The organism is Thiobaca trueperi (assembly GCF_004342175.1).
In the GTDB taxonomy this organism is placed as follows: Bacteria; Pseudomonadota; Gammaproteobacteria; order Chromatiales; family Chromatiaceae; genus Thiobaca; species Thiobaca trueperi.
In genome coordinates this window covers 238,949-258,730 of record NZ_SMAO01000001.1, presented here as the reverse complement: position 1 = coordinate 258,730, position 19,782 = coordinate 238,949, and the positions used below count along the sequence as shown (strand labels likewise).

Annotated in this window: 21 protein-coding genes; 9 read left to right on the top strand and 12 right to left on the bottom strand. The window is 62.7% G+C overall.

Annotated features, from left to right (window positions below; translation table 11 throughout):
* The first annotated feature begins 113 nt into the window (after positions 1-113).
* A complete protein-coding gene (locus EDC35_RS01140; RefSeq protein WP_132975004.1) occupies positions 114-578 on the top strand; it encodes a (2Fe-2S)-binding protein in 465 nt (154 codons plus the stop codon).
* Positions 571-2,727: a xanthine dehydrogenase family protein molybdopterin-binding subunit gene (locus EDC35_RS01135; RefSeq protein ID WP_132975003.1), complete on the top strand. Its 2,157-nt coding sequence runs from the start codon at positions 571-573 to the stop codon at positions 2,725-2,727. Before EDC35_RS01140 ends, EDC35_RS01135 begins: the two co-directional genes overlap by 8 nt.
* 146 nt (positions 2,728-2,873) lie before the next feature.
* Here EDC35_RS01135 and EDC35_RS01130 read toward each other — a convergent pair whose 3' ends face one another.
* Positions 2,874-4,124 (bottom strand): HlyC/CorC family transporter, encoded by a 1,251-nt coding sequence (locus EDC35_RS01130; protein WP_132975002.1) that lies wholly within the window; start codon positions 4,122-4,124, stop codon positions 2,874-2,876.
* A 50-nt stretch (positions 4,125-4,174) separates the two neighbouring features.
* On the opposite strand from EDC35_RS01130, the gene mobA reads away from it, so the two are divergent.
* Positions 4,175-4,828, top strand: a complete 654-nt coding sequence (gene mobA / locus EDC35_RS01125) for a molybdenum cofactor guanylyltransferase MobA (protein WP_132975001.1) — start codon at positions 4,175-4,177, stop codon at positions 4,826-4,828.
* Positions 4,829-4,926: 98 nt separating this feature from the next.
* On the opposite strand, the gene EDC35_RS01120 is transcribed toward mobA, so the two are convergent.
* The gene (locus EDC35_RS01120) at positions 4,927-5,478 is read right to left on the bottom strand and encodes a Spy/CpxP family protein refolding chaperone (RefSeq protein WP_132975000.1); all 552 of its coding nucleotides are present in this window, start codon (positions 5,476-5,478) and stop codon (positions 4,927-4,929) included.
* Between the two features lie 259 nt (positions 5,479-5,737).
* On the opposite strand from EDC35_RS01120, the gene EDC35_RS01115 reads away from it, so the two are divergent.
* Positions 5,738-6,205 (top strand): Hsp20 family protein, encoded by a 468-nt coding sequence (locus EDC35_RS01115; protein WP_132974999.1) that lies wholly within the window; start codon positions 5,738-5,740, stop codon positions 6,203-6,205.
* Between the two features lie 188 nt (positions 6,206-6,393).
* Here the strand turns inward: EDC35_RS01115 and EDC35_RS01110 are convergent, their stop codons facing one another.
* From EDC35_RS01110 to EDC35_RS01090, 5 genes are all read right to left on the bottom strand, one after another.
* Positions 6,394-6,936, bottom strand: a complete 543-nt coding sequence (locus tag EDC35_RS01110) for a ZrgA family zinc uptake protein (protein WP_165903317.1) — start codon at positions 6,934-6,936, stop codon at positions 6,394-6,396.
* A 13-nt stretch (positions 6,937-6,949) separates the two neighbouring features.
* Positions 6,950-7,798: a metal ABC transporter permease gene (locus EDC35_RS01105; RefSeq protein ID WP_132974997.1), complete on the bottom strand. Its 849-nt coding sequence runs from the start codon at positions 7,796-7,798 to the stop codon at positions 6,950-6,952.
* A gap of 196 nt (positions 7,799-7,994) precedes the next feature.
* Positions 7,995-8,735 carry a metal ABC transporter ATP-binding protein gene (locus EDC35_RS01100; protein WP_132974996.1) on the bottom strand — a complete coding sequence of 247 codons (741 nt, stop codon included), beginning with the start codon at positions 8,733-8,735 and terminating at the stop codon, positions 7,995-7,997.
* Between the two features lie 14 nt (positions 8,736-8,749).
* Positions 8,750-9,208, bottom strand: a complete 459-nt coding sequence (locus EDC35_RS01095; protein WP_243651357.1) for a putative toxin-antitoxin system toxin component, PIN family — start codon at positions 9,206-9,208, stop codon at positions 8,750-8,752.
* A complete protein-coding gene (locus tag EDC35_RS01090) occupies positions 9,205-9,450 on the bottom strand; it encodes an AbrB/MazE/SpoVT family DNA-binding domain-containing protein (RefSeq protein ID WP_132974995.1) in 246 nt (81 codons plus the stop codon). Before EDC35_RS01090 ends, EDC35_RS01095 begins: the two co-directional genes overlap by 4 nt.
* Before the next feature lie 151 nt (positions 9,451-9,601).
* On the opposite strand from EDC35_RS01090, the gene EDC35_RS01085 reads away from it, so the two are divergent.
* Entirely contained in the window at positions 9,602-10,285 is a 684-nt protein-coding gene (locus EDC35_RS01085) for a hypothetical protein (protein WP_132974994.1), read from the top strand.
* A 126-nt stretch (positions 10,286-10,411) separates the two neighbouring features.
* Here the strand turns inward: EDC35_RS01085 and gltX are convergent, their stop codons facing one another.
* Positions 10,412-11,830 (bottom strand): glutamate--tRNA ligase, encoded by a 1,419-nt coding sequence (gene gltX / locus EDC35_RS01080; RefSeq protein WP_132974993.1) that lies wholly within the window; start codon positions 11,828-11,830, stop codon positions 10,412-10,414.
* A 173-nt stretch (positions 11,831-12,003) separates the two neighbouring features.
* Here gltX and EDC35_RS01075 point away from each other — a divergent pair, with 173 nt between their 5' ends.
* From EDC35_RS01075 to EDC35_RS01065, 3 genes are all read left to right on the top strand, one after another.
* Positions 12,004-12,552, top strand: coding sequence for a hypothetical protein (locus EDC35_RS01075; RefSeq protein ID WP_243651356.1), 549 nt, complete (start codon positions 12,004-12,006; stop codon positions 12,550-12,552).
* 116 nt (positions 12,553-12,668) lie between these two features.
* A complete protein-coding gene (gene mpl, locus EDC35_RS01070; protein ID WP_132974992.1) occupies positions 12,669-14,027 on the top strand; it encodes a UDP-N-acetylmuramate:L-alanyl-gamma-D-glutamyl-meso-diaminopimelate ligase in 1,359 nt (452 codons plus the stop codon).
* A gap of 118 nt (positions 14,028-14,145) precedes the next feature.
* Positions 14,146-14,769: a flavin prenyltransferase UbiX gene (locus EDC35_RS01065; RefSeq protein WP_132974991.1), complete on the top strand. Its 624-nt coding sequence runs from the start codon at positions 14,146-14,148 to the stop codon at positions 14,767-14,769.
* Positions 14,770-14,781: 12 nt separating this feature from the next.
* On the opposite strand, the gene EDC35_RS01060 is transcribed toward EDC35_RS01065, so the two are convergent.
* From EDC35_RS01060 to EDC35_RS01045, 4 genes are read right to left on the bottom strand one after another with little or no spacing between them, the layout of a single operon-like run.
* Complete coding sequence (locus EDC35_RS01060; protein WP_132974990.1) at positions 14,782-15,573, bottom strand: ABC transporter permease subunit; 792 nt, start codon at positions 15,571-15,573, stop codon at positions 14,782-14,784.
* A complete protein-coding gene (locus EDC35_RS01055) occupies positions 15,570-16,472 on the bottom strand; it encodes an ABC transporter permease subunit (RefSeq protein WP_132974989.1) in 903 nt (300 codons plus the stop codon). The genes EDC35_RS01060 and EDC35_RS01055 overlap by 4 nt, the downstream gene beginning before the upstream one ends.
* Positions 16,473-16,482: 10 nt before the next feature.
* Complete coding sequence (locus EDC35_RS01050; protein ID WP_132974988.1) at positions 16,483-17,619, bottom strand: ABC transporter ATP-binding protein; 1,137 nt, start codon at positions 17,617-17,619, stop codon at positions 16,483-16,485.
* A 20-nt stretch (positions 17,620-17,639) separates the two neighbouring features.
* The gene (locus EDC35_RS01045) at positions 17,640-18,737 is read right to left on the bottom strand and encodes a polyamine ABC transporter substrate-binding protein (RefSeq protein WP_424565285.1); all 1,098 of its coding nucleotides are present in this window, start codon (positions 18,735-18,737) and stop codon (positions 17,640-17,642) included.
* A 437-nt stretch (positions 18,738-19,174) separates the two neighbouring features.
* Here EDC35_RS01045 and EDC35_RS01040 point away from each other — a divergent pair, with 437 nt between their 5' ends.
* A complete protein-coding gene (locus EDC35_RS01040; RefSeq protein WP_132974986.1) occupies positions 19,175-19,714 on the top strand; it encodes a hypothetical protein in 540 nt (179 codons plus the stop codon).
* The last annotated feature ends 68 nt before the right edge of the window (positions 19,715-19,782 follow it).

The following is a 19,782-nucleotide window of genomic DNA, read 5'->3' as shown; positions in this document are numbered from 1 at the left end:
TTAATCGTTTAAGCCGCGTCCGCTCCGACGGTCGCGGATGCAGCTGCGGCTGATCCAATCCAAAAACATCACATGCCGCGCTGGACGCGGTTTAACCTGAACCTGGAAAACCAATGATCTCCGTCACACTGAATGGCGAGCTGCACGAGCTTGAGCTTGATCCGGATACGCCCCTGCTCTGGGTGCTGCGCGACCATCTGGGCTTGACCGGGACCAGATATGGCTGCGGCGAGGGCGAGTGCGGCGCCTGTCTGGTGCATCTGGACGGGGCGCCGGTCAAGTCATGCCAGACGCCGCTTGCCGCTGCGGCTGACCGCACCGTCACGACCATTGAGGGTCTTTCGCCGGATGGGCGTCATCCCCTGCAGTTGGCCTGGATCCTGGAAGATGTGCCACAGTGCGGTTACTGCCAGTCAGGCCAGTTGATGGCAGCGGCGGCACTCCTGAACGAATCGCCACGTCCCACCGACGCGCAGATTGATGCCGCCATGTCGGGCATACTCTGCCGCTGCGGCACCTATCAGCGCATTCGCCGCGCCATTCAGCGCGCCACCAACCCCGAGGCGCGCAATGGTTGAGACAACTGACGCCTGCCGGCTGACCCGTCGCACCCTCTTGAAGATTGGCGCCCTGGCTGGCGGCGGACTGCTGCTGGGGCTCCCGCTGCACGCCCGCACCGAGCCGCCGGACGCGGCGCCCGCCGAACTGGCGCCCAATGCCTGGATCCGCATTCAGGGCGACGGACGCATCCGGCTGGTGCTGGCCCGCTCGGAAATGGGGCAGGGCGTCATGACCGCCCTGCCCATGCTGCTGGCCGAGGAACTGGAGGTCGGGCTCGATCAGATCGAGGTCGAATCGGCCCCTGTCGATCCGGCCTATATCAACCAGCTCCTGGGCGAGCAGGCCACCGGCGACAGCACCTCGGTGCGCGAGGCATGGACCGGGCTGCGCGAGGCCGGCGCCGTGGCGCGCACGCTTCTGATCAAAGTCGCAGCGACGACCTGGGGCGTGCCCGAAGCCGAATGTCAGGCACGCCGTGCACGGGTTCAACATGCCGATGGCGTGCGCAGTCTGACCTATGCCGAGCTGGCGGCAGACGCCGCGCGTCTCCCGGTTCCCGATCAGGTCACCTTGAAATCACCCGCTGACTGGACCCTGATCGGCACCCGTCAGCGGCGTCTCGACACGCCGGGCAAGGTGACGGGAGGGGCCCGCTTCGGACTCGACGTGCGCCTGCCGGGCATGCTGTATGCCACCATCCAGCCCTGCCCCGTACTGGGCGGCAGCGTGCGCAACTGGCGCGGCGACGCCGCCCGACAGACTCCAGGCGTGGTGGCAGTGCTGCCGGTGCGCCGGGGTATTGCGGTGGTCGCCGAGACCACCTGGGCCGCGCTGCGCGGTCGCGAGCGTCTGGAACTCGACTGTCGCTCGCCCGCCAGCGGCATCGCCGACACCGACCGCATCCGTGATCGTCTGCGCATCGGTCTGACCGGGCGCGGCACCCTGGCGCATCGCGCGGGCGACGCAACGACGGCACTGGAAACGGCAGCACAGCGGATCGAGGCGCTTTACGAAGTGCCCTTGCAGGCGCATGCCTGCATGGAGCCCATGAACTGCACGGCGGATGTCGGCCCGGATCATTGCGCGATCCATGCGCCGACCCAGTCCCAGCAGGGCGCGCTGGCGACCGCGCGACGTCTCACCGGACTGCCAGCGGAGCGCATTTCGGTGCAGACCACCCTGTTGGGCGGCGGTTTCGGGCGTCGGCGCGAGCAGGATTTCGTCGCCGATGCAGTGGAGCTCTCAGGGTATCTCCGACGACCGGTACAGGTCATCTGGACCCGCGCGGACGATCTCCGGCACGATTATTATCGCCCCATGACCCTGCACCGGCTGCATGGCGGCCTGGACGATCAGGGCCATCCGGTCGCCTGGCTCCACCGCATCGTTGGTCCTTCGGTGCTGGCGCGGCTCAATCCGTCAGCCATCCATGACGGGATCGATCCCAGTCTGGTGGCTGGAGCCGTCGATCTTGCCTATGCGATCCCACACCTGCGCGTGGAATACCGGCGTGCCGACACCCCGGTGCCAGCGGGTCTCTGGCGCGGCGGCGGTCATACCCAGAACGCTTATGTCACCGAATGTTTTCTCGACGAGCTGGCGCACCTTGCCGGTCAGGATCCGCTGCATCTGCGGCGCCGGCTGCTCGCCGCCAGCCCGCGTCACCTGCGGGTGCTGGATCTGGCCGCCGACCGGGCGGGCTGGACCACGCCCCCGCCCGCCGGGGTCGCGCGCGGGCTGGCGCTCGTCGAGGCGTTCGGCAGTCTCATCGCCGAGATCGCCGAGGTCACGCTCAGCGACAACCAGGTCAGGGTGCTGCGGGTGGTCTGCGCCCTGGACTGCGGCCAGATCGTCAATCCGGATACGGTGCGCGCCCAGATCGAGGGCGGGGTCGTCTTTGGCCTGACCGCCACGCTCAAGGGCGCGATCACGCTGGCCGATGGTCAAGTGGAGCAGGGCGGGTTCGACACCTTTCCGCTGCTGCGTTTCGATGAGATGCCGGCAGTCGAGGTCCATTTCGTCCCGAGTGAATCCGCACCCGGCGGGGTCAGCGGAATCGGCACGGCGGCCATCGCCCCGGCAGTCGCCAACGCCGTTTTTGCGCTCACCGGCCAGCCGGTGCGCACCCTGCCGATCCGGCTGGCATCCGGCGTCGCTGTTTCATGATCTGCGACGCCCCTCTTGGGTGAAAGCGATGAAGGTCGAACGACACTTGCGCAATGGAATGCGGATCTCAGCGACTTTACAAAGGCACCGGTGCAGGCTGGCGACCGCAACACAGGCAGATGAAGCCCGCAGGCCAGCACCAGGGTTCAAGCGCAAGTCCTGACCGTCTTCACCCCGGAGTCCGCCGTCTGGATGATCTCCAGCGGGTGCTCATGGAGCTTGAGACTGGTGCCTGCTTCCGGAATGGTCTCCAGATATTCCAGAATGAGGCCGTTCAGGGTCTTGGGACCGTCGGTCGGGAGTTCCCAGTGCAGTGCGCGGTTGAGTTCGCGCAGGCCGATGCTGCAATCGATCAGCAGGCTGCCGTCTTCTGCGTAATGGATTTCTTCGATGCTGTCGGCGGGATCGGTGGTGAACTCGCCGACGATCTCTTCGAGCAGATCGGTGAGCGTGATCAGACCGAGAAAATCGCCGTACTCATCGACCACCAGCGCGACCCGCCGCTTGCCGCGCTGGAAATTGAGCAGTTGCTGATAGAGTGGCGTGCCCTCGGGCACGAAATAAGGCTCGTGGGCGATTTCGCGCAGATGCTCCTTGCCGAGCCCTTTCTCCAGCAGCGCATGCAGGGCATGCCGGGCATGGAAGACACCGATGACGTTATCGACGCCGCCATCGAACAGCGGCAGACGGGTATAGCTGGCGTTACGGATTGCCTGGAGGATTTCATCCTCGCTGTCCTGAATGTCGATTCCTTCGACCTCATGGCGCGGGATCATGATGTCTTCGACCGTGGCGCGCTCCAGATCGAGGATCGCCAGCAGCATGGTGCGGCTGCGCTCGGGAATCATGGCGCCCGCCTCGCAGACCACGGTACGCAACTCTTCGCGGCTCAGGGCCGTGCCGGGGCCGCCCTCCGGGGCGATACCCATGAGTCGCAGCAGCCCGTTGGTGACGAGGTTGACCGACCAGACAATGGGGTAGAGAACCTTGAGCAGTAGGACATAGACATAGGCCGCCGGAAAGGCCAGTCGCTCCGGGTGGAGCGTGGCGTAGGTTTTGGGCGTGACCTCGCCGAAGACCAGGATGACCAGCGTCAGAAGTCCGGCAGCAATGCCGATGGCGGCCTCACCGCCGAGACGCATCGCAATGATGGTGGCCAGCGACGAGGCCATGATGTTGACGAAGTTGTTGCCGAGCAGGATGAGTCCGATCAACCGATCCGGGCGGTCGAGCAGCCGGCGGGCGATGCGTGCACCACGATGCCCCTGATCGGCGAGATGCTTCAGCCGGTAGCGGTTCATGGTGAGCAGGGCGGTCTCGGAGCCGGAGAAAAAGGCCGAGAGCGCAATGAGGACGAACAGGGCGAAAAAAAGTCCGGTCAGCGGGAGATCGTTCACAGATAACCGAGGTTGGCATGAATTCACGCCATTCTAGCGAAAGAACGGCGATGCAGCGAATGCGACCGGAGCGGGCATCCATCACCGGCGTCATCCTGGCTGGCGGACAGGCGCGCCGCATGGGTGGGCGCGACAAAGGACTGCTGCCCTTTGTGGGGCGTCCGCTGGTGGAATGGGTCATCGAGTCGCTCAGATCTCAGGTCGGCGATCTGCTGATCAGCGCCAATCGTCACCCGGACATCTATGCCGCCTATGGCGTGCCGGTCGTCCCGGATCTGGCAACGGGCTTTCAGGGACCGCTGGCCGGCGTGCTCAGTGCAATGAACAGCGTGCGCACCGACTGGATTCTGACGCTGCCCTGCGATGGTCCGCGACCGCCATCTGATCTGTGCGAGCGTCTTGCCGATGCGCTGGTCAAAGCGGATGCAGAGCTGGCGGTGGCGACCGATGGCAACCGGACCCAGCCCCTTTATGCCCTGCTGCCGGTGGCCCTGATCGACAGCCTGCGGGGGTTTCTGGCCGGGGGCGAGCGCAGGGTTGAGAGCTGGCAGGCCAGGCATCGGGTGGCGCTGGCTGATTTCAGCGGCCGGCCCGACTGCTTCGTGAATATCAATACCCTCGCAGACCTGCGCGAGCTGGAACGGGTTGGAATGGACAGAATGACTCAAGGTCAATCAGTTACGATTAAATTTGGACAGGATTAAAAACAATGATTTGAAAGATCATGTCCATCCTGAAAAATCCTGTTAATCCTGTCCATTTTGCGATGTCAATTCAGGTTGTCAGGTTTCTGGAAAAGCATCTAAAACCGGCCACAATCAGCCGAGCGCCCTCCGCGGTCATGACGCTTGAAACGATCCTCGAAAGCGGCACGCTGCTCGTCGGTCAGGACGCCTGACATCCGCTCCCGCAGATCGGCGCGGCTCAGTTCCGGATTCGTTCGCCGCTCCTCGAACAGGGTCTTCATCTGCGCGACCTGCTCTTCAGTCAGATCCAGCCGGTCGGTCATCCGGTCCAGCCGGCGTTCCAGGCGCGTCTGCATCAGGGTGTCGCGTTTGACCTTCTGCTCCTCGTTGAGCACGGCATCAATGCCTTCGCGCAACGACTGACGCCGCTGCTCGCGCTGCGTGCGTTCGGTCTCCATGAGCGTGCGAATCTGGGTCTGCTGAGCCTCGGTCAAATCGAGATCCTGGGTCATTTGCTCGATACGCGGCTCGCCGCTGCGATCTGCATCCATCTCGCCAGCGGGCGGCGCAGCCTGGAGTACAAGCGGGGCAAGCAGCGCGGCGCCAAGAAACAGGCTGATCGTGGCGGCGAGACGGGTGCGTTTGGTACGGATCGATTGGTTTTGCATGCTGGCGCATTCCTCTGTCTGGTCATGGGTCGGTTGGCCCCTGGGCCGCCCGGGAACACCGAAGCTGAGTAGCTCCGACGGTGTGCAGATTAGCGGTCAACCATGCAAGGGCTGCGCAGGGAATGGGCAAGGATTGCGGAACCTTGACATCCTGAATCGATGGATCTACTTTACATAACGCAGACGCTCATCTGAGGTCTGTCAACCAGGCGGTTCGCAAGAACGCCCTTTTCCATATTGCTCATGAGAGGATATGACCATGACCAACATCGACTTTTCGCCACTCTTCCGGTCCATGATCGGCTTTGACCGCATGACTTCGGCGCTTGAAAACGCCTACCGGACCGAACCGGGCGGCTACCCTCCCTACAACATCGAGTCCGGCGGCGAAAACGACTATCGCATCACCATGGCGGTGGCCGGCTTTGCCGAGAAGGATCTGAGTCTGGAGGTGAAGGAGAACATCCTGACCGTCTCCGGCGGTCGTGCCGAGGAAGAGGAAGCGACTGACCGGCGATTCCTTTATCGCGGGATCGCCAACCGCAGCTTCGAGCGTAAATTCCAGCTCGCCGATTATGTCCGGGTGCTGGACGCCAAGCTGGAAAACGGTCTTCTGCACATCGATCTGCGGCGCGAGATCCCGGAGGCCATGAAGCCTCGCAAGATCGAGATCCGCAGCGATACCAGCCGCTTCATCGAAGCGACCAAGACCCAGGCCGCAGCCTGATCGGCGGTCACTTGCCCCGCCTCGTCGGTTCGCCCCGGCGAGGCGGGGTTGTCTTTAAAAATAGGCAGGATTAACAGGATTTTTCAGGATTGACAGGATGTTCAAAAGATTTTTCTCTATGCTGCCAACTGCCAACTGCCAACTGCCAACTGCCAACTGCCACGATGCCTGTGCGAATGAATTCGCACCTACCCGGGTAATGGCACGAAGGTCACGACCGCATTCACGGGTGTCAGCTCGGCGCCTCCCTGTCCGTCTTTGGTTGTGTACCGAACCAGCACCCGGCGCAGTGCCGGAAAACCCATGAAGAGCCCAAGCGCGGCGGAGTCCAGCCGATCCGGCTGATCGCAACTGAAACGGTAGCTTGCCCTGATCTCAGCCGGCTTGCCGAAATCCGCCTTCACGCTGGCTTCGACCGGACGACAGCCGGCCTGGGTGTTGAAGCGGATCATGGCATCGCCTGCATTCAGGTTCGCTTTAGCCAGATTCAGTGTCTCGCGCTCGGCGTCCGTCTTTGGAGACCGCGCGAATCCCACCAGGGTTGCCGCCGGACTCGCCAGATCAACCCGCACTTCGGCGCCCTCCGCAATCACGCTCAGATGCGCGACGCCCGGAACAGGCGCGCCATGTTTGGGGGGCTTCGTGTCCCCTGCAGTTGCGACCCCAGCCAGTCCGATGATGGCAAGGCTCATGACCAGCAGTGAAGGCGTGCTGAGTGGAGCGAGATGCACCTTCATCCTCCTCTTAAACCGCCGTCGCCCGACGCCAGGCGCGACGGCGCGTCAGCGCATGGCTGAACAGCGCCGACAGGACATAGACGCCGCCTGCGATCAGGATCATGGTCGGCCCCGCCGGCAGGTCGGGGCCATAAGAGACCCCCAGTCCCAGCGAGGTGAAGAGTCCGCCGAGCAGGGTCGCGATCAGCATCATGCCGCCTAGCGAATGGACATAATGGCCCGCAATCGCCGCCGGCAGGGTCAGGAGCGCGATCACCAGAATCAACCCCACCACCTGAATCAGCAGGACCACGGTGACCGCCACCAGACAGAGCAGCAGCAGATAGAAAAAGGTCACGGGCACGCCGCGCAGACGGGCGAATTCCTCGTCGAAGGTGATGGCCAGAAACTGGCGGTAGAAGAGCGCCACGGTCAGGATCAGACCCAGATCCAATGCCGCCATGAACCAGAGTTCGCGGGTCGGAACCAGCAGGATGTTGCCGAACAGAAAGCTCATGAGATCGGTGGCGTAACCGGGCGTTTTGGCGATGAAGAGGATGCCGATCGCCATGCCGATCGCCCAGAGTGCGCCGATGAGCGTGTCTTCCTGGGTCTTCCAGAGCAGCCGCACGGCGCCGATCAGCAATGCCGAGAGGATCGCCGCCAGCAGCGCGCCCAGGAGCGGATCGACCCCGTAATAGAGCGCCGCGCCCATGCCCCCGAGCACCGAATGAGCGATGCCCCCAGCCATGAAGGCAATGCGCTTGACGACCACGAAGGTGCCGATGACCCCGCAGCCGATGCTCGCCAGCAGACCGGCCAGCAGCGCGGTTTGCAGAAAGGCGTGTTGGCCAAGCGCCGAAAAAAATTCGCTCATGATTAAACCGCGCCCCGTGCGATATGTAATATTTTTGGGTTGGATTGACTTTTTCAGCATCGACGACGGCGAGAGCTGGCGCGGTTTAAGGTATTAAAATATATAATTTTTTCTTAAAACGCGCCAGCGAAAACGCCTGTGAGTTCATGCGAGGTTGAACCAATACACGAACAGGGCATATTCCGCCAGGCGCGTTTTAATGGTGATGAGCGACCAGGCGCACATGGCTGCCATAGAGTTCGCGGATCGTCTCGCCATCCACCGCATCGGTGCCGTGACAGGTCAGAGTACGGTTGAGACAGGCGACCCGGCTGACATAGCCGGAGATGAAGGCGATGTCATGCGACACCAGCAGGATGGTGAGACGCTGGTTCAGGGTTGCCAGCAGATCGAAGACATCCGTCTCGACCCGCTGATCGATATTGGCGGTCGGTTCGTCGAGGATGAGGATCTCGGGCTCGCCAGCCAGGGCGCGGGCCAGGAGCACCCGCTGCAACTGACCGCCGGACAGTGAGCCGATCCGTCGCCGCGCCAGATCCAGCGCCTCCACCTCATTGAGCGCCCGCCGTGCGGCGTCCCGGTCGGCGGCGCGCTGCCACCCCAGCATGGAGCCGATGCCGAGCCGGCCCATCGCCACCACCTGTTCCACCGAGATCGGGAAATCGCGCGGGAAACTGGGGAACTGCGGGACATAGCCGATCCGTCGCGCGGCCTGTCGCGGTGTCTGACCCAGCACCCGGATCTGCCCGGTCTGCGGCTCCAGCAGACCCAGGATCAGCTTGAGGAGCGTGCTTTTGCCGCCGGCATTGGGGCCGACCAGCCCAACGAATTCGCCGGGCGTGATGGTCAGATCGACATGCTCCAGCACCCGCGATTCGCCATAGGAAAAGCTCAGATTCTGGACCTGGATCGCAGGTTTGCTGGAGAGGTTGCTCATTGGAGCGTGTTCGGTCATAACGGCTGGCCTTCGAGCGGGTATCGAGTCAGGTGATCGAGAAAGCAGGCTGGGGTCAGGATCGCGGGACTGAACTCAGCCGCCAGGGTGAGCAGATCGGCATCGCCCGTCACCAGGAATTGAGCGTCGCCAGCGATGGCCAGCCACAGGAAGGGTTGGTCCAGTCGGTCACGGCACAGGGGCGTGGTGGGGGGCGGGTCGGGGATCCTGACCGTCTCGCACCAGGGCAGATAGTCGGCCAGCAATTCCTGCTGATCATCGACCGAGAGCTTGAATTTGGGATAGTTCAGGACACGGAGCAGCTCGGCGGTCGTCTGCGTCGAAATCAGCGGCTGAAAACGCGATTGCTGCCAGGCGCGACGCACAGCACCCGGCACGCCACCGCCAAAAACCAGGGCCGACAGCACCAGATTGGTGTCCAGAACGACGCGCGGCAGTCGCACTGACAGCGTCACGACACATCTGACACGGGCTTGCCGGCCTGCCGCGCCCAATCGACGGCATCCTGGATGTCCTGTTCCGACAGATTCAGCTCGGCCAGCCGGGCGCGCACCCCATCGGCGCGCTGAATACGCACCGGTGTCAGGATGATCTGTCCATTGCGCGTTTCCACCTCGAAATAGTCACTTGCGCCGACGGCGTCCGTCACCGCTTTCGGCAAGGTCAACTGGTTCTTGACCGTCATTTTGGCAAGCATCTCGATACCCCGCTAAAGTAATGCAGCCTTACTTTAGTGCAGCGCAGTCGATTGGGCAAGGCAGAGGCTGTCGTCGTGCGCGAAACCATGCGTCCGATACCGCACCTGATTTAGGATGTCGGGCACGTACTCAACCCCTGACAGAATCCCCATGACCATCTCGCCGCAATTCTATTGGGCCTTTGGCCTCAGTCTCTATGTCCTGGCCATCCTCTTTCTGACCCGCATTCCCTATCGAGCGATGGTGGAGCGGGGCATGGAACCCATCCGCGCTGTCTATTACAACCGCAAGATCGTCCATATGCTGGCCGGGGGCGTGGGATCGCTGATGGTGCCGCTGGTCTTCACCAATCCCTGGTACCCGCTGGTCAGCGGTCTGCTGCTGACCCTGCTGCTTTATGCGGCCCATGCCACGGGCATGCGGTTCGACTGGTTTCAGACCGACGACAACCGCAATGACGTGAAATTCGCGCTCATGTGGTCGAGTTCCATCTCGCTGCTGTGGTGGCTGCTGGACAATCCCTGGCTCGCCATCCTGCCATCGCTGTATATGGCCTTCGGTGATGGCGTGACCGGGATCGCCCGCAATCTCTTCATCCGCAAACGCTCCAAGAGTCCCATCGGCAATGTCTTCATGCTCCTGGTCTGCGCGCCCATGGGCTGGATCATCGGCGGGATGGCAAACCCGGCGATCCCGGTCTGGGGTCTGCTCTCGGCCCTGGTGGCAACGGTGGTCGAACGCTACGAGTTCGGCCCCATCGATGACAACGTCCTCATCACGGTCTCGGCTACGGCGGTGCTCTTGCTGGGAACCTATCTGGGACCGCTGGTTTAAGGCGTTTTCCTGCCCGCCTGAAATGCCGTCAATGGGACAGGATCAACAGGATTCTTCAAGATTAACATTTGTAAAAACAATGGCTTGAAATCCTGTGAATCCTGTCCGTTTAAACGTGGCGTCAAATCAGGACGCCTCGCCCCCGCGCACGGCGATATAGGCCAGCGCCTTGTCGATGCGACGCAGGGTGGCCTCTTTGCCGACCAGCATCAGGGTCTCGTCGATGCCGGGCGAGGCGGCGCGGCCGACGATGGCGACCCGCAGCGGCTGGGCGACCTTGCCCATGTTGGTCTCCAGTTCCTCGGCGACCCGCTCGACGACCCGTTTCAACTGCTCAGGCGTCCAGTCCTCGAAGGCCATCAGGTCGAAGGCGGCGCGCAGTTTCTCCAGCGGCTCGCGGGCGACCAGACGCAGATGCTTTTTGGCCGATGCCTCGTCGAATTCGTCGAAATCGCGATAGCAGAAGGCGCTGATCTCGGCCAGTTCGGTCAGGGTCTTGGCGCGGGCGGCCTGTGCCTTGACCACATCCGCCAGATCGGGACCGGTCGAGGGGTCGATGTCGAGCCGCCCCATGTGGGGACTGAGCAGCCGGGCGATGCGGGACGGCTCGGCATGTTGCAGATACTGCTGATTCAGCCAGTCCAGCTTGTCGGTATTGAAGGCCGAGGCGGATTTGTTGACATCGCCAATGTCGAAGAGCGCGATCATTTCCTCAATCGAGAAGATCTCCTGATCACCATGTGACCAGCCGAGGCGTACCAGATAATTGAGCAGCGCCTCCGGGAGATAACCCTGATCGCGATAGGCGATGACACTGACCGCGCCATGCCGCTTGGACAGTCGCGCCCCATCGTCGCCGAGGATCATGGGGACATGGGCATAGCGCGGCGGCTCATGACCCAGTGCGCGCAGGATGTTGATCTGACGCGGGGTGTTGGTGAGATGATCGTCGCCACGGATGACATGGGTGATCTGCATGTCGGCGTCATCGACCACCACGCTCAGGTTGTAGGTCGGCGCGCCGTCAGTGCGGCGGATGATCAGATCGTCCAGTTCTTCGTTGGCGAATGGCACCCGGCCACGGATGAGGTCATCGACGATGACCACGCCATCGGCTGGATTTCGGAAGCGGATGACGTGCGGCTGGTTCGGATCGACCTGTTTGAGGCGGCAGCAGCCGTCATAACGCGGCTTCTGCTTGCGCGCCATCTGGTCGATGCGCAGTTTTTCCAGGCGCTCTTTCGGGCAGTCACAACGGTAGGCCAGCCCTTTCGCCAGCAGTTCATCAATGATGGCGTTGTAGCGGTCGAAGCGCTGGGTCTGATAGAAGGGGCCTTCGTCATAGTCCAGCCCGAGCCAGGTCATGCCTTCCAGGATGGCGTTCACCGATTCGGCCGTCGAGCGCTCCAGGTCGGTATCCTCGATGCGCAGCACGAACTGGCCGCCGTGCCTGCGGGCATAGAGGTAGCAGAAGAGCGCGGTGCGGGCGCCGCCCACATGCAGATAACCGGTGGGAGACGGGGCGAAACGGGTGCGAACGGTCATGGGCTTCCAGATCGGCTGAATGAATGGAGAGCCCTGAATTCTACACAGAGCCCCCGCTTCCTGCCTGCCTGTTCGTTTCAGGCGTCAGCCTGAGAGGTGGTCATGGGTGTTAAGCCCCGCCAGTATGCGGAATGCATCCCCAAGTGTCGTTTAACTCCCGCTGGCGGTTATCATTGCCCCTATTTCGCTGGATTCAGGATCTCACCGTGCAGGCACTGGTCATTTTTTTCATCGAGTTGTGCGCGCTGCGCCGTGCCCCGCAGGATCTGCCGCCTTCCGAGGTGCTGTTTGGTCTCGCGCTGCTGGCTGACCTGCTGGCCGGGATGCTGGTCGGTCTGGTCACCGGACTGTCCTGGTGGGAAGGGCTGGGGCAGGGCTTTGCTGAAATCGCGCTGATGCTCGCGGTGCTCTATGCGGCACTCAATCTGCTCAAGCTGGGCGCGCGTTTTCTGCAAGCGGCGACGGCCCTGCTGGGAAGCGGCGCGCTGCTGGGGCTGATCGCGCTGGTGCCGCTCAGCCTCAATCCCGTCGGACAGGAGGCGACCAATCTGGCCGCGTTCGGCGCGCTGCTGCTGCTGGGGCTGGTGGTCTGGAGCATCCTCGTGACCGGCCATATCCTCCGCCATACCTTCGGGATCACGCTCGGTCAGGGCGCCGCCATCGGGATTGCCTTTGAATTCACGACCATCGTTCTGGTCAGGCTGCTGTTCGGCGGGGTCTGAGCCCAATCCAAATCGTTCAATTGGACAGGATTAACAGGATTTCTCATGATTAACAAGATAAAACAATAGCTTGAAATCCTGTCCATCCTGTCAGTCCTGTTATTAAGGCCCAATTCATGCATCTTCATATTCTCGGCATCTGCGGCACCTTCATGGGCGGCATCGCCCTCCTGGCCCGTGCGCTGGGCCATACCGTCACCGGCTCGGACGCCAATGTCTATCCGCCCATGAGCACCCAGCTTGAGTCAGCCGGCATCCGGCTGCTGGAAGGCTATGATGCCGCGCACCTGGAACCCGCGCCGGATGTGGTGGTGGTGGGCAACGCCATGCGGCGTGGTATCCCGGCGGTCGAGGCCATGCTGAACCAGGGGCTGCGTTACTGTTCCGGCCCCGAGTGGCTGAAGGACAATCTGCTGCGCGACCGCTGGGTGCTGGCGGTCGCGGGCACGCACGGCAAGACCACGACCGCGAGCATGCTGGCCTGGGTGCTGGAGGATGCCGGACTGGATCCGGGCTTTCTGATCGGCGGCGTGCCGCTGGATTTCGGGCTGTCCGCGCGGTTGGGGTCTTCACCCTTCTTTGTGGTCGAGGCGGATGAGTACGATACGGCGTTTTTCGACAAACGCTCCAAGTTCGTCCATTACGGTCCCCGCACCCTGATCCTCAACAATCTGGAGTTCGATCACGCCGACATCTTTGACGATCTGGCGCAGATTCAGCGTCAGTTCCATCACCTGGTGCGCACCGTGCCCGGCAGCGGGCTGGTCGTCCAGCTGGGCGATTCGGCGGCGCTTGATGCCGTCATCGCCATGGGCTGCTGGACCCCCCGCGAGACCTTTGGTGCGGGCGGCGACTGGACGGCGGAGCTGATCGAGCCGGATGGCTCGCACTTCCATGTCCGGCTGGACGGCGACTGTCTGGGCACCGTCCAGTGGGGCCAAACCGGCCTGCACAATGTCCAGAACGCGCTGGCCGTGCTGGCCGCCGCCCGTCATGCCGGGGTGCCGGCGGCGGTCGGGATCGACGCGCTCGGTCGCTTCAAAGGGGTCAAGCGACGCATGGAGCTGCGCGGCGAGGTGAACGGCGTGCGGGTGTTCGACGATTTCGCCCATCATCCCACTGCCATTGCGACGACCTTGCAGGGTCTGCGCCGACAGGTCGGCGAGCGGCGCATCCTGGTGGTGCTGGAGCCGCGTTCCAACACCATGCGGCTGGGTGTCCACAATGCCGAACTGGTCGCCTCGCTCAATGACGCGGATCGGGTCTATCTCCATGCGCCGCCCGATCTGGGCTGGGATGCCGGCGCGCTGTTCGCCGGACAGGACGAGCGGGTGACAGTGCTCAACGCAGTGGAGGCCATCGTCGCGCAGGTCGTGGCCGAGAGCCGGGAGGGCGACCAGATCCTGGTCATGAGCAACGGCGGCTTTGGCGGCATCCACCAGAAACTGCTGGATGCGCTGGCGGCCAGATCCTGATTCGGAATGGACAGGATTAACAGGATTTTCCAGGATGGACAGGATTTCTCAAATCATTGTTTTTAAGCCTGTTAATCTTGAGAAATCCTGTCTATTTAGAGCGATTGGTTGAACACCGATGCCCCTTTCCATGCAACCCTGGACCAAAACCATCACCGTCGCCTTCACCGGCGCCTCCGGCGCGCTCTATGGTTTGCGGCTGGTCGAGTGCCTGATCCAGGCCGGCGTGCGGGTCTATCTGCTGGTCTCGCAGGCGGGGCAGGTGGTGCTCAGGATGGAGACCGGGATTGAGGCGCCGTCCCGACCCGCTGAGGCAGAGTCTTTTTTCAGCGAACGCTTCGGTGCCCAGCCTGGACAGCTCCAGGTCTTCGGTCGCCAGGAATGGACCGCGCCGGTCGCCAGCGGCAGCAATCCGGCGGAGGCCATGGTCATCTGCCCCTGCACCACCGGCACCCTGGGGCGGATCGCCGCCGGTCTCTCAGATTCGCTGATCGAACGCGCCGCCGATGTCGCCCTGAAAGAGCGCCGCAAACTGATCCTGGTCGTCCGTGAAACCCCGTTCAGCACCATCCATCTGGAGAACATGCTGCGTCTTGCCCAGGCCGGGGCCGTCATCATGCCGGCCAATCCGGGTTTCTACAGCCATCCGCAGAGTCTGGATGACATCGTGGATTTCATGGTCGCGCGTGTCCTGGATCATCTGGATGTGCCGCATGATCTGATGCGGCGCTGGGGCGCTTAAGGTGATTTTCGTTCAACGCCGTCGCATCGAGAGTCCGGCAATGACGACGGCCACGGCGACCAAAGCGACCACCAGCGTGGCGAGCGCGTTGATCTGGGGCGAGACGCCCATCCGCACGCTGGAATAGATCACCATCGGCAGCGTGGTGGCGCCAGGTCCGGAAACGAAGCTGGCGATGACCAGATCGTCCAGTGACAGGGTGAAGGCGAGCAGCCAGCCGGACAGCAGGGCCGGGGCGATCAGCGGCAGGGTGATGCGCAGATAGACCGTCAGCGGGCGTGCGCCCAGATCCATCGCCGCTTCCTCCAGCGAGACGTCCATCCGCGCCAGTCGCGAGCGCACCACGACCGCGACATAGGCCAGACTGAAGGTGATATGGGCGATGGTGATGGTGCTGAAGCCGCGTCCGTCCGGCCAGCCGACCGTCTGTTGCAGGGTGACGAAGAGCAGCAGCAGGGACAGACCAATGATGACATCCGGCATCACCAGCGGGGCGGTGAGCAGCAGCTCCAGCCCGGTGCGACCGCGAAAGCGCCCGTGACGCACCAGCGCATTGGCCGCAAGCGTGCCGAGCACCACGGCCACGCTGGCGTTGAGCGCGGCGATGCGCACACTGAGCCAGGCGGCATCCAGCAACTGCCGGTTATGCAGCAGCTCGCCATACCATTTCAGCGAAAAGCCCGACCAGACCGTGACCAGCCGCGATTCGTTGAAGGAATAAAGGATAAGCAGCAGGATCGGCACATAGAGAAAGGCGTAGCCGAAGACCAGGATGCTCAGGAGTGGCCAGGAACGTCGTTTCATGTCCGCGTGCCCTCATCGTCCTGTTGCAGACGCTGCATGAGCACGAAGGGGACCACCAGCACGGCGAGCAGGACGATGGCGAGCGCCGAGGCCAGCGGCCAGTCCTTGTTGGCGAAGAACTCGGTCCACATCAGTTTGCCGATCATGAGACTCCCTGGACTGCCGAGCAGGTCCGGGATGACGAACTCGCCGACCACCGGGATGAAGACCAGCATGCTGCCGGCGACGATGCCGGGCATCGACAGTGGCAGCGTTACCCGCAGGAAGGCGCGGAACGGACGACAGCCAAGATCCGCCGCCGCCTCCAGCAGGGTGGGGTCGAGCCGGGTCAGATTGGCGTAGAGCGGCAGGATCATGAAGGGCAGATAGGAATAGACCACGCCGATATAGACCGCCATCTGGGTGTGCAGGATCTTCAGCGGTTCGTCGATGACGCCGAGCCAGAGCAGAAAGGTGTTGAGCAGACCATTGGCGTTCAAGAGCCCGATCCAGGCATAGACCCGGATCAGGAACGAGGTCCAGAACGGCAGGATGATGAGCATCAGGAGCAGAATGCGCCGCCGTTCGGGGGCGGTGGCGATGGCGTAGGCCATGGGATAGCCAAGCAGCAGACAGCAGACCGTGCCGACCAGGGCGACCCAGAGCGAATTCAGCAGGGCCGCCAGATAGATGTCGTCTTCCCGAAGCAGTTGAAAGTTGGCCAGGTTGAGACGGATCTGGAGCACGCCCTGTTCGACCCACTCCCAGAGCGCGGTGTAAGGCGGCTGGGCGAGCGTTGGCTCGGCGAGACTGATGCGCAGCACCATGACGAAGGGCAGCAGGAAGAACAGCCCCAGCCAGAAATAGGGCAGACCGATGTTGAGCAGCCGGCTCAGGCGGTGCGAATGTCGATGGCTCATGTCCGCGCGATCACTCGGTCAGAACCACGCCGCTGGTGGGCGACCATTCGATCACGGCCTCCTGCTCCCAGGTCAGCGCCTGTTCGGTACGCGGCTGGATGTTGGTCAGCGTCATCTCGGCCAGCAGACCGCTGCCGGTGCGGATGCGGTAGATCGACACGTCGCCGAGATAGGCGATGTCCTCGACGATCCCCTGGAGCCGGTTGACGCCATCGCCGCCCGGGGTCTCGCACAGACGCATCTTCTCGGGCCGGATCGCCACCATCACCGGGGTGCCGATGGCGTGCGGCTGAAAACTCCGCATCCGCATCAGACCGCCGAACTGGGCCTCGATCAGAACCTGATCACCCTGACGCTCCACGATCTTGCCCTCGAACAGATTCACCGAGCCGATGAACTCGGCGACGAAACGGCAGTTCGGGAACTCGTAAATGGCGGTCGGGGTGTCGATCTGCATGATCTGTCCGGCCTCCATGATCGCGATGCGGCTGGACATGGTCATCGCCTCTTCCTGGTCATGGGTGACGGTGACGAAGGTGGTGCCGAGACGTTCCTGGAGATTGACCAGCTCGAACTGGGTGTTCTCGCGCAGACGTTTGTCGAGCGCGCCGAGCGGCTCGTCGAGCAGCAGCAGCTTGGGATGCTTGGCGAGACTGCGGGCGAGCGCGACACGCTGACGCTGACCGCCCGAGAGCTGATCCGGGCGGCGCTTGCGCAGGGGGGTGATCTTGAGCAGATCGAGCATCTCGCCGATCCGCTCGGCGCGCTCGCGGCGCGGCAGGCGATCCTGTCTGAGACCAAAATCGATGTTCTGTTCTACCGTCATGTGCGGAAAGAGCGCGTAGGACTGGAACATCATGTTCACGGGTCGCGAGTAGGGCGGCACGTCCGTGACATCGACGCCGTCGATGTGGATACGACCCGAGGTCGGGTATTCCAGCCCCGCCAGCAGCCGCAGCAGGGTCGATTTGCCGCAGCCTGAACTGCCCAGCAGCGAGAAGAATTCGCCCTGGAAGATGTTCAGGCTGACATCATCGACGGCATAGACATCACCGAATTTCTTGGTGAGGCGCTCGATCCGCACATAGGGCGCGGCCTTGGGATCCTGCCAGGATTCCAGCAGGCGACGATCAGGGAGACTGGACATGGATGCTCGACCGGGTGCGTTCAGCGGTTGGCCTTGAGCCGGGTCCAGAGCCGGTTCAGGGTACGGAGTTCGCGCTCGCTGCGCTCGCTTGGCACAAAGAGACGTGCGCGGACCTCGGCTGGCGGGTAGATCTCGGGATCCTCGCGCAATTCGGCCTCGATCAACGGCGTGGCGGCCAGATTGGGGTTGGCGTAATACACATAATCCGAGACCGCCGCGATCACCTTGGGGTCGAGCAGATAGGCGATCAGGGCGTGGGCCGCTTCAGGGTTGGGTGCATCCTTGGGGATGGCCATGACATCCGTCCACAGCGCCGCCCCCTCGCGCGGGATGCGGTAGACGACCTTGACGCCTTTATCTGCCTCGTCGGCGCGCTCGCGCGCCTGAAGCACGTCGCCCGAATAGCCATGCGCCACGCACAGGCTGCCGTTGGCCAGATCGCTGATGTACTGCGAGGAATGGAAATAGCGGACATGCGGATGCGCGGCCTTGATGAGCTCGGCGGCGGCGTCGAGATCGGCAGGTGCCAGACTGTTGGGATCCTTGCCCAGGTAGGCGAGCGCGGCGGAGAAGACCTCAGTGGGATCGTCGAGCAGACTGATGCCGCAGCCGGCCAGCTTGGCGGCCTTCTCGGGGTCGAAGATCAGCGCCCAGGTATCCATGGGGGCATCCTCGCCCAGCGCGGCCTTCACCTTGTCCGGATTCAGACCGAGGCCGGAGGTTCCCCACATATAGGGCACCAGATGGGCGTTGCCCGGATCCATGCCAGCGAGGCTCGTCATGATGGCGGGATCCAGTTTGTCGAGCCCTGGCAGTTTCGTTTTGTCGAGCGGCTGATAAAGACCCGCCTGGAGATGTCTGGACGCGAAGGGATGGGCGGTCGGGAAGATGAGGTCGTAGCCGCTGGCGCCGGCGAGCAGCTTGGCCTCCAGGATCTCATTGGCGTCGTAGACATCCAGCACGGGCCGGATGCCGGTACGCGCCTGAAAGCCGGACAGGGTGTCCTCGGCGAAATAGTCGTTCCAGTTGTAGATATGAACCTGCCCTTCGGCGTGACCGAGGGCGCTGAAGGCAAGGAGGAACGCGGAAAACAGGAAACGCTGGGCGAAAAGCTGGATGGTCAACGCGGGATCCTCTGTCTTCAATGAAAATGGCGTGTTCGTTAGAGTGTTTCACGAGCGGCATTTAAACCGCCTCCAGCGCCAGATGCGGGGTGTCGAGTGAGTTCGACGTTTGGCGCATCCACGGACCTTGGCGGGGGCGCGGTTTAAAATTTCATATTATTGAATATCTTAAACCGCGCCAGTGCCAGCAGTCGTCGATGCTGCTAAGGCCGCCCCAATCCCCCGACATCGCCTGTCGCACCGGGCGCGGTTTAATGCTACTGCAAGCAAGTCCTGATCGGTATGACAAATTCGCGACGATACGCCAGGATCCGCATCAGGCTGGAATCATGACTGAGATCAGGCGATCACTCCATCTTGAAGGTGCCACCTGTGTTGCGTAGGATCCATGCCGGCCTTCATTCATCACCCATTGTCCTGACGAGGTCTGCATGTCTTCAGAACCAAATCGGCCTTCTATCAAGACAGTGGACCGGAAATGGATTCCGGTCAAAACGGCCAAGGGACAGGAGGAAATCCGCACCAAGGCATGCAGGCTCCCGGCGCGGCTGCGGCGATTGCTGATCATGGTCGATGGACAGAGCACGATTGGCGAGACCATTGAGCGTCTCGCCGGTCTGGACGATGACCTGGAGACCCATTTCAGCACCCTGCTGGCAGAGGGTTTTCTGGCGCCCCGCGATGCGGTTCCGTCCATTGCCACCGCCTTGTCCGAGCAACCCGAGTTCAATCTGGCGAAGGCGAAAGGTTTTGCGCGTTTCGTCATCCTCGGTGTCCTGGGGCCGGCTGGCGCACGCCGCGCCCAGCGTATCGAAGCGGCCAGCACACCCGGCGAGCTGCGTGCCGAGCTGGACGATCTGCGCGATGCGCTGCCGGCACTGCTCTCAAAACGTCAGGCCAAGGATGCCTGGGATCAGCTTGAGCCCCTGATGCTGTCCATCAGCATTGATCACGATCCATCGCCCGATTAAACCGCGCCCAGTGCGGTATGCGATCTTTGTGGATCAGATCGGCCCTGGCAGACTCAAGGATTATCGGA